The organism is Deltaproteobacteria bacterium (genome assembly GCA_016178705.1).
In the GTDB taxonomy this organism is placed as follows: domain Bacteria; phylum Desulfobacterota; class Binatia; order HRBIN30; family JACQVA1; genus JACOST01.
Map to the genome: position 1 here is coordinate 93,408 of JACOST010000031.1, position 19,018 is coordinate 112,425.

At 63.5% G+C, this 19,018-nt stretch carries 17 protein-coding genes; 9 read left to right on the forward strand and 8 right to left on the reverse strand.

Going from position 1 to position 19,018, the window contains the following annotated elements; genetic code table 11:
- Positions 1-37 precede the first annotated feature (37 nt).
- The 4 genes from HYR72_23550 to HYR72_23565 all read right to left on the reverse strand — a co-directional run bounded on the left by HYR72_23550 (position 38) and on the right by HYR72_23565 (position 6,456).
- Positions 38-2,383, reverse strand: a complete 2,346-nt coding sequence (locus HYR72_23550) for an AAA family ATPase (GenBank protein MBI1817965.1) — start codon at positions 2,381-2,383, stop codon at positions 38-40.
- Between the two features lie 320 nt (positions 2,384-2,703).
- Positions 2,704-3,687, reverse strand: coding sequence for an aldo/keto reductase (locus HYR72_23555; GenBank protein ID MBI1817966.1), 984 nt, complete (start codon positions 3,685-3,687; stop codon positions 2,704-2,706).
- A gap of 118 nt (positions 3,688-3,805) precedes the next feature.
- Positions 3,806-5,632, reverse strand: coding sequence for a hypothetical protein (locus HYR72_23560; GenBank protein MBI1817967.1), 1,827 nt, complete (start codon positions 5,630-5,632; stop codon positions 3,806-3,808).
- Positions 5,633-5,673: 41 nt separating this feature from the next.
- On the reverse strand, positions 5,674-6,456 hold the full coding sequence (locus HYR72_23565) for a response regulator (GenBank protein MBI1817968.1): 783 nt from the start codon (positions 6,454-6,456) through the stop codon (positions 5,674-5,676).
- 424 nt (positions 6,457-6,880) lie between these two features.
- Between HYR72_23565 and mdh the strand changes: the two genes are divergently transcribed.
- The 5 genes from mdh (at position 6,881) to sucC (ending at position 12,271) form a co-directional block, all read left to right on the forward strand.
- Positions 6,881-7,822, forward strand: coding sequence for a malate dehydrogenase (mdh, locus tag HYR72_23570; GenBank protein MBI1817969.1), 942 nt, complete (start codon positions 6,881-6,883; stop codon positions 7,820-7,822).
- A 104-nt stretch (positions 7,823-7,926) separates the two neighbouring features.
- A complete protein-coding gene (locus HYR72_23575; GenBank protein ID MBI1817970.1) occupies positions 7,927-8,547 on the forward strand; it encodes a succinate dehydrogenase in 621 nt (206 codons plus the stop codon).
- A gap of 48 nt (positions 8,548-8,595) precedes the next feature.
- The gene (sdhA, locus tag HYR72_23580; protein MBI1817971.1) at positions 8,596-10,341 is read left to right on the forward strand and encodes a succinate dehydrogenase flavoprotein subunit; all 1,746 of its coding nucleotides are present in this window, start codon (positions 8,596-8,598) and stop codon (positions 10,339-10,341) included.
- 7 nt (positions 10,342-10,348) lie between these two features.
- The gene (gene sdhB / locus HYR72_23585) at positions 10,349-11,098 is read left to right on the forward strand and encodes a succinate dehydrogenase iron-sulfur subunit (protein ID MBI1817972.1); all 750 of its coding nucleotides are present in this window, start codon (positions 10,349-10,351) and stop codon (positions 11,096-11,098) included.
- Positions 11,099-11,107: 9 nt separating this feature from the next.
- Positions 11,108-12,271: an ADP-forming succinate--CoA ligase subunit beta gene (sucC, locus tag HYR72_23590; protein ID MBI1817973.1), complete on the forward strand. Its 1,164-nt coding sequence runs from the start codon at positions 11,108-11,110 to the stop codon at positions 12,269-12,271.
- Positions 12,272-12,505: 234 nt separating this feature from the next.
- On the opposite strand, the gene HYR72_23595 is transcribed toward sucC, so the two are convergent.
- Positions 12,506-13,321 (reverse strand): hypothetical protein, encoded by an 816-nt coding sequence (locus tag HYR72_23595; GenBank protein ID MBI1817974.1) that lies wholly within the window; start codon positions 13,319-13,321, stop codon positions 12,506-12,508.
- Between the two features lie 62 nt (positions 13,322-13,383).
- Between HYR72_23595 and HYR72_23600 the strand changes: the two genes are divergently transcribed.
- From HYR72_23600 to HYR72_23615, 4 genes are read left to right on the forward strand one after another with little or no spacing between them, the layout of a single operon-like run.
- On the forward strand, positions 13,384-13,752 hold the full coding sequence (locus HYR72_23600) for a metallopeptidase family protein (protein MBI1817975.1): 369 nt from the start codon (positions 13,384-13,386) through the stop codon (positions 13,750-13,752).
- 14 nt (positions 13,753-13,766) lie between these two features.
- A complete protein-coding gene (locus HYR72_23605) occupies positions 13,767-14,039 on the forward strand; it encodes a hypothetical protein (protein MBI1817976.1) in 273 nt (90 codons plus the stop codon).
- The gene (locus HYR72_23610) at positions 14,036-14,689 is read left to right on the forward strand and encodes a methyltransferase (protein MBI1817977.1); all 654 of its coding nucleotides are present in this window, start codon (positions 14,036-14,038) and stop codon (positions 14,687-14,689) included. The genes HYR72_23605 and HYR72_23610 overlap by 4 nt, the downstream gene beginning before the upstream one ends.
- A 2-nt stretch (positions 14,690-14,691) precedes the next feature.
- Complete coding sequence (locus HYR72_23615; GenBank protein MBI1817978.1) at positions 14,692-15,414, forward strand: 3'-5' exonuclease; 723 nt, start codon at positions 14,692-14,694, stop codon at positions 15,412-15,414.
- Here HYR72_23615 and HYR72_23620 read toward each other — a convergent pair.
- From HYR72_23620 to HYR72_23630, 3 genes are all read right to left on the reverse strand, one after another.
- Entirely contained in the window at positions 15,403-15,813 is a 411-nt protein-coding gene (locus HYR72_23620) for a response regulator (GenBank protein ID MBI1817979.1), read from the reverse strand. The two genes, HYR72_23615 and HYR72_23620, sit on opposite strands and share 12 nt — an antisense overlap.
- Positions 15,814-15,966: 153 nt before the next feature.
- Positions 15,967-17,322: a sigma-54-dependent Fis family transcriptional regulator gene (locus HYR72_23625; protein MBI1817980.1), complete on the reverse strand. Its 1,356-nt coding sequence runs from the start codon at positions 17,320-17,322 to the stop codon at positions 15,967-15,969.
- Positions 17,323-17,324: 2 nt separating this feature from the next.
- Positions 17,325-18,959 (reverse strand): PAS domain S-box protein, encoded by a 1,635-nt coding sequence (locus HYR72_23630; protein MBI1817981.1) that lies wholly within the window; start codon positions 18,957-18,959, stop codon positions 17,325-17,327.
- Positions 18,960-19,018: the final 59 nt, after the last annotated feature.

Here is a 19,018-nt window from a genome sequence, read left to right on the forward strand (position 1 = left end):
ACGCGCACGACGTCGAGGCAGCGCCCGCTGGCGCGCGTCACCGGACTCGGTCCCCACAACGCAGCCAGTGGCGCGTTTGCCAGCACCGTGTTCGAACGCCGCCGGTCGTGCGCGCGACGCGCGGCAGCCAGCGCCTTGTCGAGCGCGGCTTCACAGGCGCCGATTTTTCCGAGACGCGACAGCGCCAGCGCGTGCACCAAATGCGCCTTTGCTTCCCCGGCCGCATCACCCGCCGCCGCCAACGCGTCGGCCGCCGCAGCGACCGCGTCGGTAGTGGCGTGCAGCGACTGCGGATCGGTGAGCACGGCGAGCTGGCCGACGAAGCAGGTGTGCCAGGCCTGCAGACGGGGGTTGGGGGTTGGGGGTTAGGGGCCGGAGTCGAACGAGTGACAAAGCGGCCCAGTTCGTCGATGGCTTTGGCCGCTGTCCCCACGTCGCCGGCGGAGAGCAGCGCTTCGCACCAGTCGAGGGCGAGATCGGCGCGCGCGGGATCGGCGTCATCGAGCCGATCGAGCGCACGGCCGAGGAGGTTCGCCGCCACCGGTAAGTCGTCGCGCGCCAGTGCCCGCCGGCCCGCCGCGGCGAGATAGCGCGCCGCGCGTTCGCCCAGGGCGCGCCCGTGTGCGTCGATCGGTCCCAGCTCGCGCAAGTGCTGATGCGCTTGCTCCAGGTGCCAGCCGAGCGTCTCGTCGTGCTCAATGGCTTCACCGACGCGGCTCTCGATCCAATCGGCGAGGCGTGCGTGTAGCTCCGCGCGCGTGCCCTTCAGCACGCGGCGATACGCCGCATCGCGCGTCAGCCCGTGATGAAAGCGCAGCGCCGGCTCGCCGAGGAACCAACTGGCATCGGGTTCGATCAGCTCACTACGCCGCAACGATTCGAGTCGCGCGTCGAGGTCGGTGATCTCGCGCGGCAAGAGATGAGCGACGGCGGTGCGCGAAAACTGTCGGCCGACCACCGCCGCGCGTTCCAACACCGCGCGATCCTCCGGGCGCAGCCGTTCGATGCGGGCGGCGAGCAGCGCGTGAATGGTGGGTGGCATGTCGAACGCGGCGAGATCCACCGCCGCGGTCCAGCGATCACCCTCGCGCTTGAGCGCACCGTCGTTGACCAGCATGCGGACCAGCTCGGCGAGAAAGAGCGGGTTGCCCTCGCTGGTGGCAAGCACGCGGCCGGCGACGGCGGCGGGTAACGCGTCGGCGCCGATCACGTTGGCGGCCAAGCGCGTCGCCGCGGCGGCGTCGAGCCCGCCGAGGGTCACGACCTCACTGACCAGACCACCGGACGTGGCCAGCGACGAGCGCGCGTCGCGCAACTCGGGGCGCGCTCCGGCGAGCACGAGCAGCGGCACGCCCTTGCCCCATTGCACCAGATGCTCGACGAGATCGAGCAGCAACGGCTCCGCCCATTGCAGATCATCAATGGCGAGGAGCACGGGTTGCCGCGTGGCGAGCGCGGTGAGGAAGCGGCGGACGACGAAGAAGGTCTCCTCCGGCGAGGCCGGCGTGCCGGCGAGCAACGCGGCGATGCTGTCGGCGATGCGCGCACGGTCGGTGGCGGCGGGCAAGGCGGCGGCGATGGCCAGATCGGTCGGATCCGACGGATCGGACGGATTCGTCCTCTCGACGCCCAGCCACTTTCGCACCGCCTTCGCGATCGGGGCGAACGTGGCGCCGCTGGCGGACTCGCAATGCGCGGTCAACACTGTGGCACCGTCGCCGAGTCGGCGGCCGAGTTCATCGAGCAGGCGGGACTTGCCCAACCCCGGCGAGCCGAGGATGACCGCGAGGCGCGCGGCAGGTGTTGCGACGGCCGCGTCGTACACCGCCACCAGGCGCCGCAGCTCGTCGTCGCGCCCGACGAACGCCGTTGCCGCGGCACCGGCGGGCCGGTCGAGCGACACCACGCGGTACGCCGCGACCGTTTCGGCCCGACCTTTCAAAGAGAGCACGCCGAACGGCGCCAGCGTCACCAGTTCGCTGACAAGGCGACGCGTCGCCTCGCCGATCAGCACGTCGCCGTCGTGCGCTTCCTGCTGCAAGCGCGCCGCGACGTTGACCGGATCGCCAACGACGTCGTCGTTGCCGACGCTGACCACGACCTCGCCGGTGTTGATCCCGACGCGCAGGCCGATGTCTCCCACGGCTGCGAACTCTGCACGGGCCAGCTCGCGGAAGGCATGCTGCATGGCGACGCCCGTGCGCACCGCGCGGATGGCGTCGTCCTCGGCCACACGCGGCACGCCGAACGCGGCGATGACGCCGTCACCGAGCAACTTCACAACGGTGCCCCCGTGCCCTTCGACTGCGGCACGCAGCGCTCGGTAGTAGTGGTCCATCAGCCGGCGCGTGGACTCCGCATCGAGCCGTTCATGCAGCGACATCGAGCCGATGAGGTCGGCGAAGATGATGGTGACGACTTTGCGCGCTTCGGACAGGGGGTTAGGGGTTACGGGGTTGGGGGTTAGGGGCAGAGGGGAGCTGCCTAATGCCGTCTGCCTACTGCCTACTAGCCACGCGCCGCAGCCGAGGCAGAACTGCGCGTTGGGTTCGCTCTCGCGTCCACACGCCGGGCAGCGTGGGGACCAGCGGCTTGCCGCAGCCAGCGCAGAAGCGCGCGTCAGCCGGATTGGTTCTTTGGCAGCTCGCGCAGATCATCGCTACGTCTCGTCGACGAGGGGCACGCTAGCGACGGCGCCTCGATCTAGCGATTCACGGATTGCATCATGGCTTCAGGATAGCGCAATCCCGCGGCGGCGCCGTGCGGCGCGACTTCGTTGATGCGCGCGAGCTCGGTGGCACTCAGGGTGACGTTCAATGCGCCGAGGTTCTCCTCAAGGTACGTGCGCCGCTTGGTGCCCGGGATCGGCACGATGAAGTCGCCTTGCGCCAGCACCCAGGCGAGCGCGAGCTGTGAAGCGGTGCAGCGCTTCTCGTTGGCGATTGCCTCGATGCGTGCGACGAGATCGAGGTTCTTCTGAAAGTTGTCGCCCTGAAAGCGTGGCGAGAAGCGACGGTAGTCGTTGGCCGCGAGATCGTCGAACCGTTTGATCTGGCCGGTGAGAAACCCGCGGCCGAGCGGACTGTAGGCGAGAAATCCGATGCCGAGCGTGCGACAGGTTTGCAGGACATTGTCCTCCGGATCGCGGCTCCACAACGAGTACTCGGATTGTACCGAGGCCAGTGGATGGACCTTGTGGGCTCGCCGAAGGGTGTCAGCACTGGCCTCGGACAGACCTATGCCACGCGTTTTTCCCGCATGCACCAGGTCGGCCATCGCGCCGACGCTGTCTTCGATCGGTACGGTCGGATCGACGCGATGGAGTTGGTAGAGATCGACCGCATCGACGCCGAGCCGTTTGAGACTGTCGTCGCACGCCTGGCGAATGTAGTCGGGACGGCCATTGATGCCGCGCACCGTTTTGTTGGTCTGGTCGCGGACGATGCCGCATTTGGTAGCGAGCACCGCCGCGTCGCGGCGCCCACGGACGGCGCGACCAACGAGTTCTTCGTTGGTGTACGGACCATACATGTCGGCGGTGTCGAGCAAGGTGACACCGAGATCGAGCGCGCGATGAATGGTCGCGATCGATTCGGCGTCGTTGGTCGGGCCATAGAACTCGCTCATGCCCATGCATCCGAGTCCGATGGCCGACACGTTCAATCCGCCGAGTTGGCGAGTTTGCATTGAATGTCCTCCCGCGCCACGGACAATCGCGCATGTGCCGCTGGCTTGCAAGACGCGGGGGCGAGCGGACCGGCGCCGCAGCGGGCGCGTATGCAGTAACGGGATCGGTAGGTCGGAGCTATGGCGTCGATTCGTGCAGCACGGTCTCCGCACGAATCTTCCAACGGTCGCCGCCGCGCTGCCACTGCAACACTTTGAAGGCGTGGGAAATCGAGACCGCAGACTGATAGGACTGGTCGAAGCTCACGACGGCCGTCGTGTCGGGCGCGTTCGGTGCGGGCGGATAAACCGCCACGGTCGAGCCGGCAATCTGCACCGCAATCGTCCCGCTGTGCTCGAACAACGACGCCTTGCGAGCACGCCACTGCGAAACGCTGGCGCCGAATTCCGGGACGAACGAGGCGCTGTAGAATCCGACGTAGTCATCGAGCCGGCGCTGTTCCCAAGCCTGACGCCAGCCCTCCAGCGCGTCGCGTAGTGCGTCAACCTCTTGAGGAGTCGTTGAGGACGCGGCTTGGTCGGCACCGAGCCAGACAGTTCGCCACGGCGTGGTGCTGCTCGATAGCACGTCGAAGTCCGGCTGCCGTAGCTGGGCAACGTCAGGACCGAGGCCGTGTCGCTCGGGAACGAGTTTGAGCCGCTTCTTCCCAGTTTCATCGACGAGGCGGATGCGCTCGCTGGAAATGTCGCTGGCTACCAGCCAGCGGGGCCAGGCCGATGTCTGCGCGGCAATGATCGGATAACATCCTTCATTTGCGATCGTGTCGGTCGCACGGCGATAGAGGCATAGTTGCTTGTGTTCGGGCTCGACGATCGCCGTGGTCGTCCATTCAGTTCCAAGCGTGGTGGGCCATGTCGACGGCTCGCCAAGTGATGCGATAGGAGGTGGTACAACGGCCGCGGGCGCGACGTTCGGCTCGGTTGCGGGCTCGGCGGGGACTACCGGCGCCGAAGCGCTGGCAACATGTGGCTGGTCGGCACTTCGTTCGACAATCGCGGCAGGTGGCACCGGTGCTCGGGGGACGACCGCTTGGTCGGCGGCAGCGGAACGCGAGATCGTGGAGGGCGGGGCGTCTGGTCGCTGAACGACGGCAAGCACCGCGAACACGGCAAGCGCGCCAACTGCGGCGCCGAGGACCAGTGACAGTGTCCGTCCGTTTGGCGGCGCGGGCGCGGTCGGGGGATTGTGCGATGCAGCTTCCGTCTCACGGCGGAGCTTGCTCAGTTCGGCTTCGAGAGTGGCGAGGCGGTCATCATGCTGGGGCGACGGATCGTCGGGGACCGCCTTGACGCGATCGAGTTCGGCCTCGAGGCGTTCGTGATGATCCGAGTACCACTCGATCGCTCCAAGCAACGCCTGCAGGTGTTCGGCCATTCCCGCCCGAGACGGATGCGAACCGCCGACGTACTCAGAATGTGGCGTCGCGCTCTCGCCGCTAGTGTGGCCGTCGGCGGTCGCGGTCATCGCATCGATGCGTTCGGCGATGGCTTCGACGCGTCGGACACCCTCCTGGAACGCGCCCATCAGCGTGTCTTGATCGGCGACGACGCAGGCGAGCAGCTCGTCGGTCTTGTTGCCGTTGTCCGAGAGGTTGCTGAGGACGCCCTCGATTCGCTGCAAGGCGTCCTCGGCGCGTGCTAACGCCTGCGCGGCGGTGGCGCGCGCTTCGGCGGTCGCATGAGTTTGCGCGTCCTGAAGCTGGGCGATCGAATCGCGGATCTCGCTGATGGCGGGCGAGGCGATAGCCGCGCTGGCATCGACAGTAGGTTGATTCTCGACCCGGGCAGCGAGCGAGTGGAGTCGCCGCTCGCAGGCTTGCACGGTGGTAATCAACATGTCGCGGTCAGCGGTGAAGCGCGCCAGCAGCCCCGCGAGAATCTTGCGCTGCGACTCCAGTGTATCCAGTCGGACAATGGTTGATGCGCGAAGGTCGCCGTTTGGCATTCGATGATCTCGTAGGAATTCTACAGGCAGGGGGAAGACATTCAGTAGGGCGATTCCGGAGTGTGCTCGGTGATGACGGTCGGTCCAAAGGCACCGTCGATGAGCTGGCGAATCCGGGCGATGAAGTCTTCGCGCTTGAACGGCTTGACGACATAATCGCTGGCACCGGCCCGGCGGGCCCGATCGACGCTTTCTGGGGTTCCGTTCGCGCTCAAAATCAACACCGGCACACGCTTCGTGTGGCGGGCGCGACGCAGGCGCTGACACATGTCGTAGCCGTCGAGGCCGGGCATCGAAAGATCGAGGATGACCACGTCGGGACGCTCAAGTTCGGTGAGCGTGAGTGCTTCGTCGGCGTCCTGGGCGGTGATCACCGTCAGGCCGAGGCCGGACCGCTCGATGGTTGCCCGAACGATGCGGCGCAAGTCGGGGTCATCGTCCACCACTAAGGCTCGGAAACTCCGCGCCGCCGTCGGGGTCGCGAGAGCGGCACGAACGATGGTGGCGAGTTTCGGCTGCGGAGTCGGTTGCGGCGCAGGCTGTGCCGACGGTTGGACGGTCTGTTCGCTTGCTCCACTCGGTATGTGAGGTGTCGCGCCTTCTGCGAGCCGGACAAGGCCGTCCTCGATTAGCATCTCGATTGCCACGCGAGCGGCCGTCTCCGACAGTTGGCTCTGCGGACGTGAGATCGATTGGCGGAAGCGTTGCACGAGGGGCAATTGCAGTGCGTCACCCAACAGGATGGCGAGGTTCCGCTGCGTGATCAGCCCTTCTTGCTCCAGCAGACGCTCGACCGGTCGATCGTTGGCGCTCGCCAACTCCACGAGCCGCGCGGCATCGCGGGAACTGAGTCGCCCCACCTGGTGTAGAAACCGAAGCAATGTCTGGGTTCGGTCGCGGGTACTAGGTGAGGTCTGTATCCAGGTCACGGCGCACTACAAACAGCAAAGCCTACGCCAGGCGTAGCTGCCGTGTATATGCACGAGTACGTCGATTCGCGCGGGCCGGATGGACGGAATTTGTTCCTCGGCGGCATGGGAATATCGTCCGGCGGGCCTGCGGGAAGAATCGTGAGGGTGAGCAGAGTTGCGTTGACGAGCATCGGCGGCAGGCTCGACTACGCTCCTGCCGATCCGGTAGTCGGGGTGGAGGTGGCCTGACTTGCGCGCGTGAAACGTAAAACGTAGAAGGTTCCCGGATTGCGTTTTGCATTTTACGTCTCCGAATTCTCGCGCAGAAAGGTACAGCATGGCACGCAAGAAGATCGCCCTGATCGGGGCCGGTATGATTGGTGGGACTCTGGCGCATTTGAGCGCCATCAAGGGCTTGGGCGATGTGGTGCTCTTCGATGTAGTCGAGGGGCTGCCGCAGGGTAAGGCGCTCGACTTGCTCGAAGCGGGTCCGATCGAAGGCTTCGACGCCGCGATCGTCGGCACCAATAAGTACGACGACATCGAGGGCGCCGACGTATGCATCGTCACTGCCGGCTTGGCGCGCAAGCCAGGGATGAGCCGTGACGATCTGCTGTCGGTGAACTCCAAAATCATGGGTGATGTGGCGAGCAACATCCGCGATCGCGCGCCGAACGCGTTCGTCATCGTTATCACCAATCCGCTCGATGCGATGGTGACGGCGATGAAGCGGTTGACCGGGTTTCCCAAGCAGCGCGTCGTCGGGCAGGCTGGCGTGCTGGACTCGGCGCGCTATCGCACTTTCATCGCCATGGAGTTGGGCGTGTCTGTGCAGAGCGTGAACGCGATCGTCCTCGGCGGCCACGGCGACGACATGGTGCCGGTGCGTAGCTACTGTCAGGTCGGCGGGGTCGCGGTCGAGAAGTTGATTCCCGCGGCGCGACTCGATGCGATCGAGCAGCGCGTCCGTCAGGCCGGCGGAGAGATCGTCAACTTGCTCAAGACGTCGGCGTACTACTCGCCGGCGCACGCGGCGATTCAGATGGCCGAGGCATACCTGTTCGATCGCAAGCAGGTGCTCCCGTGCGCGGCATTGTTGGAAGGCGAGTACGGCGTGAATGGGTTCTACGTCGGCGTCCCGGTCGTGATCGGCAGCGGCGGCGTGGAACGGGTCGTGGAGATCGAGCTGACGGCTGCCGAGCGCAAGGCCCTCGATGTGTCGGTGAGCCACGTGCGCGAGCTGGTCGAGGCGACGGAGAAGTTTCTTCCCAAGGCGTAGCAGCGACACTTCTGCCAGCCGCAATTCGATTTCATTTTTCTTGGCGGCGGTTCGATGGCTCTGTAGGGATGGAGAGAATGTCGGGGGACGCTGAGCGTATGCCGATGGATGACCGCAGACACTTCTTGCTGCGCCGCTTACATAGCCTGTCGGGCATCGTGCCGATCGGGTTCTACATGCTGGTGCATGTGTACGCGATCAACGTGACGATCCTGGCCGGGCCCAAGGTGTTCGATCACGCGGCCGAGACGCTGGAGTCGACGCCGTGGTTCCTCTTGCTGTTGATCGAGATCTTCCTGCTGTGGCTGCCGATCGCGTTTCACGGGATCTACGGGCTGTTCATCGTGCAAGAAGCGCAACATAATTTCACCAGCTATGGCTACACGCGCAACGTGTACTTCTCGCTGCAGCGGATCAGCGGGATTGCGGCGTTCCTGTTCCTCGCCTTCCACATGTTCACCACGCGCTTCTACAACTACGTCTGGAGTGTGCCGATCAGTTACGAGACCATGCACGGGTGGATCAGCAATCCGCTGTGGTTCGGCGTCTACCTCATCGGGATTCTAGCGGCGGCGTTCCATCTGACCAACGGCGTTTCGACCTTCTGCATCACATGGGGCATCACGGTTGGCGTGCGCGCCCAACGTGCGGTGCAGAACGCGTGTACGCTGCTGTTCGTGGTGATGGGCGTGTCCGGCGTGGCGATTGTCGCGGCGTTCCGGTGAGTCCGGGCCCGCCAAAACAGTAGACGAAGCAGTGAAGGACGCATCGCAATGGCAGACGAGCGATTGATAGTCGTTGGCGGCGGCCTCGCGGGGTTGATGACCACGATCAAGATCGCTGAGATGGGGATCCCGGTGGATCTCTTCTCGGTGGTGCCGGTCAAACGCTCGCACTCGGTGTGCGCGCAGGGCGGCATCAATGCCGCGGTGAATTGGAAGGGCGAGGGCGACACCCCGCAGGAGCACTTCGACGATTCAATTTACGGCGGTGACTTTCTCGCCAACCAACCGCCGGTGAAGGCGATGTGCGAGGCCGGGCCCGGGATCGTGTTTCTGCTCGACCGCATGGGCGTGCCGTTCAACCGCACACCCGAAGGCTTCCTCGACTTCCGCCGCTTCGGCGGCACCAAGCATCATCGGACCGCGTTTGCCGGCGCCACCACCGGACAGCAATTGCTCTACGCCCTCGACGAGCAAGTGCGTCGCCACGAGGCCGCCGGGTTGGTGCGAAAATTCGAGATTTGGGAGTTCCTGTCTGCGGTGCAAGATGAAGGCGGACGCTGCCGCGGCATCATCGCGATGAACGGGCGCACGATGGAGATTCAAGCCTTCGCGGCCGGCGCGGTCATGCTCGCCACTGGCGGGCCGGGGATCATCTTCGGCAAGAGTACGAACTCGATCGTCAACACCGGTGCCGCGGCGGGGATCGCCTACCAACAGGGAGCCACCTACGCCAACGGTGAGTTCATCCAAGTGCATCCGACGGCGATTCCCGGCAACGACAAGCTGCGGCTGATCTCCGAGTCGGTGCGCGGGGAAGGCGGCCGGGTGTGGACGTACAAGGACGGTCAGCCGTGGTACTTCCTCGAAGAAATGTATCCCGCCTACGGCAATCTCGTCCCGCGCGATATCGCGACGCGCGCGATCTTCAAGGTCGTCTTCGAGATGAACCTCGGCGTCAACGGCGAGCCGATGGTCTATCTCGATGTGACCAACATCGATCCGCACGTACTCGATCGAAAATTGGGTGGCGTGCTCGAGATCTACGAGAAGTTCATGGGCGACGATCCGCGCAAAGTGCCGATGAAGATTTTTCCCGGCATGCACTATTCGATGGGCGGGGTGTGGGTGGACTACTCGCACATGACCAACATCCCGGGGCTGTTCGCGGCCGGCGAAGTCGACTATCAGTACCACGGCGCCAATCGATTGGGGGCGAACTCGCTGCTTTCGTGTCTCTATAGCGGCCAGATCGCGGGGCCAGCGATGGCGCACTACGCGCGCGGGAAGCACGCAAATGGCGCCGAGCGCGCGCTCGATCTGGAGAAGAAGCGGCAAGAGGAAGCGTTCGCCAAGATCTACCGCATGAACGGCAAGGAAAACGCTTACTCGATCGCCAAGGAACTCGGCGAGTGGATGACGGCGAACGTCACCGTGATCCGCGACAACGCGAAGCTCCGTGAAACCGACAACAAGCTGATCGAGTTGAAGGACCGCTGGAGCGACATCGGGCTCAACGACAAGAGCCGATGGGCCAATCAGGAAGTGTCGTTCATCAAGCAACTGTGGAGCATGCTCGAACTGGCGCGGGTCATCACGCAGGGGGCGCTGCGCCGCGATGAGAGTCGCGGCGCGCACTACAAGCCGGCGTTTCCCGAACGTGACGATGCGAAGTTTCTCAAGACGACGGTGGCGCGCTGGAGTTCCGACGGACCACAGTTGAGTTACGAGCCGGTCGACACCTCGCTGATCAAGCCGCGGCCGCGCAAGTACGATGTCGACAAGCAGGCGGCGTGAGCAGGCGATGGAAGCGCGCTCGATCACCCTTCGCATCAAACGGCAGGACGGACCGGGGGCGACGCCGTATTGGCAAGAGTTTGAAATCCCGTACAAGGCGCAACACAACGTGCTGTCGGTCCTGATGGAGGTCCGCCGCAACCCGGTGACCAAGGACGGCACGCCTACGTCGCCGGTGGTGTGGGAAGCCAGCTGCCTCGAAGAAGTCTGCGGCTCGTGCACGATGGTGGTGAATGGACGGGTGCGGCAGGCGTGTACGGCGCTCGTCGATCATCTCAGCCAGCCGATCACGTTGGAGCCGATGACAAAGTTTCCGCTGGTGCGGGATCTCGTCGTCGATCGCAGTCGCATGTTCGAGTCGCTGAAGCGCGTCAACGCTTGGATTCCGATCGACGGCACGTACGACCTTGGTCCCGGGCCGCGCGTGCCGGCCGACCGGCAAGAGTTCGCGTACCTGCTGTCGCGCTGCATGACCTGCGGCTGTTGCTTGGAAGTTTGCCCGCAGGTGAACGACGCATCGAAGTTCATGGGGGCCGCTACGATGGCGCAGGTGGTATTGTTCAACATGCATCCGACCGGCGCACTGAACAAGGACGAGCGCTTGGCCGCTGTGATGGGCGAAGGCGGGATCGCCGATTGCGGCAACGCGCAGAACTGTGTGCAGGTGTGTCCGAAGGAAATTCCGCTGACGACGGCGATCGCGGAGCTCGGTCGGCAGACGACGATCAAGGCGGTCAAAGATCTTCTCTGGGGTTGAAGGAGCGGCATGAACATTCACGAGTTCCAGGCGAAGGATATCCTCCGAAAGTACGGCGTCGCGGTCCCGAATGGGAGCGCGGCGAGCAGCGGCGACGAAGCCGCAGCGATTGCGCGCGAGATCGGGGGGACCTGCGTGGTGAAGGCGCAGATTCACGCCGGCGGCCGTGGCAAGGCTGGCGGGGTAAAGGTCTGTCGCACGCCGGAGGAAGCTCGCGACTTTGCGAATTCTCTGATCGGCAAGATGCTGGTGACGCATCAAACCGGGCCAAGCGGCCGCGTGGTGCGGCGCGTGCTCGTGGAGGAGGCCAGCGCGATCGCGCGCGAGTTGTATCTCGGCATGGTGATCGACCGTGCGATAGGTCGCCCGGTCATGATGGCGAGCACCGAAGGCGGCATGGAGATCGAGGAGGTCGCCGCCAAAACCCCGGAAAAGATTTTGCGCGAGAGCATCGACCCGGCGGTCGGGCTGCAAGCGTTCCAGGCGCGCAAGCTGGCTTTCGCCTTGGGACTAGACTCGAGTTCGATCCGTGAAGCGGTGAAGTTCATGGACGGTGTGTATCGAGCGTTCGTCGAGCACGATGCGTCACTGATGGAGATCAATCCGCTGGTCATCACCAAAGCAGGCAGCGTTGTGGCGCTCGATGCCAAGATGGGCTTCGATGACAATGCCCTCTACCGCGCCGGCGTGCGTGAGCTGCGCGACCTCAACGAGGAGGATCCGAAGGAGACCGAGGCGGCTAAGCACGACCTCAGCTACATCGCACTCGACGGAACCATCGGATGCATGGTGAACGGCGCGGGCTTGGCGATGGCGACGATGGACATCATCAAACACTGCGGCGGCTCACCGGCCAACTTCCTCGATGTCGGTGGTGGCGCGACCGCCGAGCGTGTGGCCGAAGCGTTCAAGATTCTGCTCTCCGATCGGCAGGTACGCGCGGTGCTGATCAATATCTTCGGCGGCATCATGCGGTGCGACGTGCTCGCGAGTGGCGTGGTGGAGGCGGCGCGACAGGTGAAACTCAACGTGCCGCTCGTGGTGCGACTCGAGGGGACGAACGTCGACATCGGTCGGCGTATTTTGGCCGACTCCGGACTCAACGTTATTGCGGCTACCGACATGGCCGACGCCGCGCAAAAGGCGGTTAAGGCCGCACAAACGGTCGCCTGAGCGCGTCAAGTCCACAGCTTCTGTTGATAAGCTGTGGACAGGAAGGCTCTGGTTCTTGTCAGAGAAGGGTTTGCTTGAATTGCCACAAAAGTGGTCAGCGGTCCGTCGATCAGAAAGAGTTGGGTCGACGGCGGCTTAGATCTGCCGAGTTAGAGTCGAATCGGTTGACGGTTCAGTTTTCGGCCGCAACCGGTGTCCGCTCGAGACGTTGTGGATAACAGTTGCCGCGAATCTTCAGAATCGGAACTGGACCTTGGCGTTGCGGTTGCTCGTCGACGCAGTGTCGGTGCCTTGCAAGACACCATTAATATACAGATTGACGAGCACGACGTCACCGGTATTAGGGCTCTGGTTGGCCACAAACGCTACCGCGAAGCTCTGTGGGGCTTCGAGGTAGAAGATTGCGGGAGTGCCGCACGTCCCGGCCGGGCGACCGGTGTCGGCGGTTTCGAAGAAACTACAGGCGATGAAAGTTGCGACCTCGTCGCCAATCGAGGCCGTGAACGGGATCGGTTGTTGATTGACCTGGTCGCTGCATAGGTTCGAGATCGGAGGAGTTTGATCTTGATCGCAGACCTCGACGCGAACATCGGGACCATTGACTGGCTTGATCTCCTGGGCGGAGGTCGCGAGGGAAACCGGGAGGTCCGAGTCAGGCGGAATCTCGCCGCTTCGAAACGGTGTGCTGGTGTTGAAGCCGAAGTTGTAGAGTTGCAGCGGAACCGGAGACGTAGTCGAAGACGGGGCGGGGCAGTCGCTGCTCTCGACGGCGCGTTGGAAGGTACCCCGCACCGGCTGTTGCGCATTCAACAAGAAGAACGCGTACGGGCTAGTGAAGTCATTGCGGGCGTTCTCCTTACTACACGGTTGAGCGATCGTATGCACCGGGCCGTTCGAGGTCTTGAAGTCGACGACCTGAAATCCTTCACCGCTTGTTCCGACCACGGCGAATAGCAGTTCGTCTGGGCGGGTCGGCGTCGGAGAGCTACCACTGCAGGCGGCCAGCGTGGCGCACGCGAACACCACGATCGCAAGGAATAGTCGCTGCATGTGTGGGCAGCTTGTGTCAGCATTCCGCGCAGCGGTCAAGATGGTGTATGATCCGCGCGCGTATGGATCGAGAGCGGTTCGAAGAGTTGGTGGCCGAGGCGTTGGATGCACTCCCGCAAGAGTTTGCGAAACGCCTTGATAACGTCACCGTGCTCGTCGAGGATGAGCCGTCGGGCGACGTCTTGCTGCAAATGGGCCTCGACCCGCGGCGCGATACGTTGTTCGGTCTCTACGAAGGTGTGCCTTTGAGTGAACGCACTGCGCTGGCCACGGGGAGGTTGCCGGACCGTATCACAATCTTCTACAGGCCGTTGACGCGGGCGTGCCGGTCACCGGAGGCGATTCGACGGCAGATTTTGCGAACGGTGATTCACGAAGTCGGGCATTTCGTTGGCCTCGACGAGGACGAGGTTCGCGCCGCCGGGTACTAGCGAGAGGAACGGTCATGGCTGAACCGCTCACTGACGTCGAACGTGTGCTCAAACTCAGCGATCGAGTGCGCTTACTGGTCGCGATCTCCGACGAGATTCCGGTCGAGACCAAGCTGAACGTGCAAGGTTTGCTGAAGATCTTCGAAGGCACGGTTGCCGCAGCTGAGAGCGCGGCGGATGAGGTGCGCGCCGCAGGCTACTACCAAGCCCTGTATCAGGATCTCGAACCCTATGCGGACATTGAGGCGTTGCTGTCGGCGATGCGCGTGTTCGCGCCATTCCTGTGAGCGTTGCAACCGGTATCTCGCGCGCTACCGAGGACAGTCTCACCGATCTGCCCGGAGGTCCTCTATGGCTCACGCGGCTCGCCAACTTGGCGGATCACGTCGATCGCGACGCGCTTTTGCGCGACGAGCGGGCAAGCGAGCCGCCGTACTGGGCGCATCTGTGGCCGGCGGCACTGGCGCTGGCGCGGCTCGTGGCGAATGCGGGCGCTCGGCTGGATGGTCGCCGCGTGCTCGAAGTTGGGTGTGGCTTGGGGGTTCCGGCTTTGGTCGCGGCTCGCTGCGGTGCCGCCGTTGTTCTCACTGATCGCAACGTTGCTGCGGCGCGGTTTGCAAACCGCAATCTCCGTCGCAATGGCTTGCACGGCTCCGTGGCAGTCATGGATTGGCGGCAGCCCGCGATCTGCGGTCCGTTCGATCTTTGCTTGGCCGCGGATGTGACCTACGATCCGACGGCGAATGAGCGCTTGATGGATTTTCTGATTGGTGCTCTGGCTTCTGACGGCGAGGCGTGGATTGCCGAGTCGGTACGAGCGGAAGAGGCGACGCTGCCGCAGTTGATGAAGCGACACTTCGCCGTCCACGAGCAGCGACTCATCGAAATCGAGGACGGCCATCGGGTTTGGGTGCGAGTCCTACAGGGAAGGCGGTAACGATGAGCTACCTGGTGTTCGACATCGAAACGCGCATCGATAAGGGGCTGGTGCGCAGCATCTATCTTCCCGGCGCAGCCGTGAGCGACGACGAGGCCTTTGCCCAAGTTCGGCAACAGCTGCTCGCCGAGCACCAGAGCGACTTCTTTCCCCTGTCGTTTCACCTACCGATCGTGATCGTCTTGGCGGCGATACGCGACGACTTGAGTTGGGAGGGCGCGCAGATTCTCAGCAGTGCCGACGGCTCAGGTCGCGATATCGCGCAGGACTTCTGGTCGCGAGTGGAGAGTTTCAGCGGTACGTTGGTGACCTTCAACGGTCGCGGCTTCGATTTGCCGGTCATGGAGCTCCAGGCGCTGCGCCATGGGGTGCCGGCGCCACGCCACTTCAACGATCGCCACGGCGCGCGCGCCCGTTACTCTGACAAGCACTATGATCTCCACGAGTTCATCACGAATTTCGGCATGTATCGGGTGCGCGGTGGTTTGGATCTGTTGACCAAGCTGATCGGACTTCCCGGGAAGACGTCGGTGGCTGGTGGAGATGTCCAGAAGTTGTGGGAAGCCGGTGAACTGGCAGCGATTGAGCGGTACTGTCAGGCCGATGTGATTCAGACGTACCTGTTGCTGCTACGGGTGGAGCAACTGCGGGGACGGATTAGCGGGGCTCGCCTCGACGAGCTGTGGCAGGCGGCCGCGCCCTTGCGGGCATCCTTAACCGGCTGAGGCCGCCGAGTTGGCGGTAGTGCGCGCGATGACTTGCTTGAGTTGATCGACGTCAACCGGCAGGGAGAGGCAGTTCACTCGGATCGTCTGCTCGATCACCGCTCGCAGGCGCGTGGTCTCGCATTCGGTCAGAAAAATAATCGGCAACCCCGGGCGCGAGCGTCGCACTCGGTCGAACACGGTCAGGCCGCAAATGGTGCCGGGCAACGCGACCTCGGAGATGACGGCATCATAGGACTTGGATTCGAAGAGGCGGAGGGCCGCTTCGCCAGAATCCGCACCGTCGACCTCGTACCCGCAGCGGGAGAGAATGCGCTCGAGGGTCCGTCGAAAGTTCGGATTGCACGCGACTAAGAGCAGCCGCTTTTTGTCTTCACTACACTCGCACTCGGCTGACATTCCCGGACGCACCTCGCGGGGAGAGCTGCTGAGCAGGATCAATGCCACGGGGCGCGAAAGGCGGAGCGGAGGTGTGAGGCAAAGTAGCAGTAGTGAACGGTCACGATCTGCCCGTCCACGTGTGTTGAAACGCGACGAGGGGCGAGACGCGGGCTACGCGAGACCATATTTTCCGAGCTTGCGGTAGAGGCGCTGGCGATCGATGTGGAGCAGACGCGCCGCCTCGTTCTTGTTTCCTCCGCTCTTGCGGAGCGCGGCAAGGATGTTGAGTCGTTCGAGATCCTCGAACGGGATCGGTTCTGCCAGCCCTTCGATAGCGGGCGTACCGTTCCCCGAAGTGAACAGCGCGGGCGGCAGGTCACGTTCCGTGATTTCCGGGGCGGGCGACAGTGCGAAGGCGCGCTCGATCACGTTCTGCAACTCGCGAATATTGCCCGGCCAGCGATAGCCGAGTAGGCGTTGCATCGCCTCTGGGGTCACCTGTTTCGGCTCGACGCCATAGGCACGGCTGAATTCGGCGGTGAAATGAGTGACCAGCGGCGCGATGTCATCCCGGCGCTCGCGCAGCGGTGGCAGATGAATCGACACGACATTGAGACGATAGTAGAGGTCGCTGCGGAAGCCGCCTTCGGCCATCGCGGTTTCGAGATCGCGGTTGGTGGCGGCGATGATCCGAACGTCCACGCGCACCGCCTTCGTCGACCCCAGCGGCGTGACCTCCTTCTCTTGGATCGCACGCAAGAACTTCACTTGCAGCGGCAGAGGGATCTCGGCGATCTCATCGAGGAACAACGTGCCGCCGTCAGCCGCCACGAACACGCCGTCGTGATCCTCGACGGCCCCAGTGAATGCGCCCTTGCGATGACCGAACAGCTGGCTCTCGAGCAGGGTTTCGGCCAGCGCGCCGCAGTTGACGGCGAAGAAGGGTTGCGCGGCGAGCGGGCTCTTGGCGTGGATTGTGCGCGCGACCAACTCCTTGCCGGTCCCATTCTCGCCGAAGAGCAGGACATTGCTCTTGTTGCGACTGACCGCGTCGATGATCGCGTAAATGCCCTGCATCGGGCGGCTCTTGCCGACGATCTCGCCGAAGCGGTCGTACCGGCGCAGTTGCTGCTTGAGGTGCGTGACCTCGCGGCGCAGTTGCCGGGTTTCGAGCAGGCGCTCGACGACGATGAGCAGCTCGTCGGGATGACACGGCTTGATGAGGTAGTCGGCGGCCCCAAGCTTCATGGCATCGACCGCCGATTGAATCGTGCCATGGCCGGTCAACACGATGGTGGTCGGCGTCAGGTTACGCTCGTGCATCATGCGCAGCAGCGTCATGCCATCCATCACCGGCATATTGAGGTCGGTAATGACGATGTCGGCGGGCTGTTCGGTGAGTCGCTGCAGGGCCATCTCGCCATTGGCGGCGGTATCGACCATGTAACCCTTGCGTTCGAGAATTTTGGCCAACGTGCGAATCATGTTGGCCTCGTCCTCGACGAGGAGAATGCGTGCGTTCGGCATGCTCAGTGAACAGGAGACGCAGCGGGCGCGGCCGCGTGTAGGTGGGCGTCGATCGCCTGGGACTCGGTGCCGCACTGGCAGGGCAGCTCGATGATGAAAGTCGAGCCTTCATTCGGCTTGCTGCGGACGGTGATCTCGCCTTGATAGCGCTGCACCACGGAGTGGACGACCGACAAGCCGAGCCCGGTGCCTTGCCCGGGTGCTTTGGTGGTGAAGAACGGATTGAAGATATCCTTGAGGCTATCCTCCGGAATGCCCACGCCGCTGTCGCTGAACTCTATCTGCACGCGTCCGTTGGGTAGCGAGGCGGTGCGGAGACGCAGCTCGCCGCCGTGCGGCATCGCTTGCACGGCGTTGGTAATCAGGTTGAGGAAGATTTGCCGCAGCGCGTTCTGATTGGCCAAGCAGGGCGCCGACAGGCCGAGGTCGGTGGTGACGCGGACATCGGCGTTCTGCAGGCTCTTGTGAATGAGCTGCAATGTCTTGCGGAGCAGATCGTTGATGTCGACCGGCTCCAACTCGGCCCGCGACTCGCGCGAGAATTCGAGCAGGTTGTTGATGATCTCCTGCACGCGCCCCATCTCGTCTTTGGCGATCTGGAGATCTTCCTGAATCTCCGGATTGCTGCGGTCGACGAGCTCACTGAGATCGTAGAGCGCGTTCAAAATGATGCCGAGGGGATTGCGAATCTCGTGCGCGATGCCGGCGGCGAGTTGGCCGATCGCCGCCATCTTCTCTGACTGGATCAGCTGGCTCTCCAGGCGCTTGCGATCCGAAATATCGACACAGATGATTTGAAAATAGCGCTGATGGCCGTACTCGATCAGCCCCGCGTTGAAAAATACCGGCACGATCTCCCCGCGGCGAGTCTGCAGGTGAAGATCTTCGCGTTCGGAGTGTCCGCGCACCTTGGTCTCTTCCAACAGCCGCTGCGCGCGAGGGCGTTCGGTCGGCGGTAACAGGTCCCACAGACGCATGCCGGCCATCTCATCGCGACGGTAGCCCATGAGCTTCTCGGCGACGATGTTGGCGTCGAGCACGGTGCCAATGTCGTAGTCGAGTTTGAACATCACGGCCGGCGAGTTGTCGATGCGATTGCGGTAACTGGCTTCCTGTTCGCGCAACTCTTCTTCTCGTCCTTCGACGAAGAAGTCGGTGATATGCAGCAGCCGCTCCTGGAACTCTTGCTGGAGCAGGGCCGAGAGCGCATCGAGCTTTTCGGGCTGATCGGCGTATTGCTCGCGCAGGCGGTCGGCGAGCATATGGCGCAACTTCATTTGGCCGCTGAGGAAGCGGGACGCGGAGAATTGAGAAATGAATCCACGGCGGGCGTGGCTCCGCAGGTAGACGTAGGTGTCGATGTCCGCGGGATTGACGATGTGCGCGATCCAGCGCCCCAGCGCGTCACTCATGCCTTCGTGAATCCCCGGCCATTCCCATTCGGGAATGTTGAACGCGGTGCCGATCAGTTCCACCCAGGTGTCGAGCACGGTTGGACAGGCCGTGCGGATGAAGTTGGCGAGTTCGTCGCGCAGCGCACTGTGTTCGCGCGGATACGTGAGCAGGTGGCAGCCACGCATGTAGCCTTCGATACGCCGCAAGTGGGCTTCGAGCGAAGAATCGTAGACCGGCTCCATCGCAGCTCCTTCCGTGCTCGTGCGCTGTTTCAGCACTGCCACGTCTCGGAATCTATTAC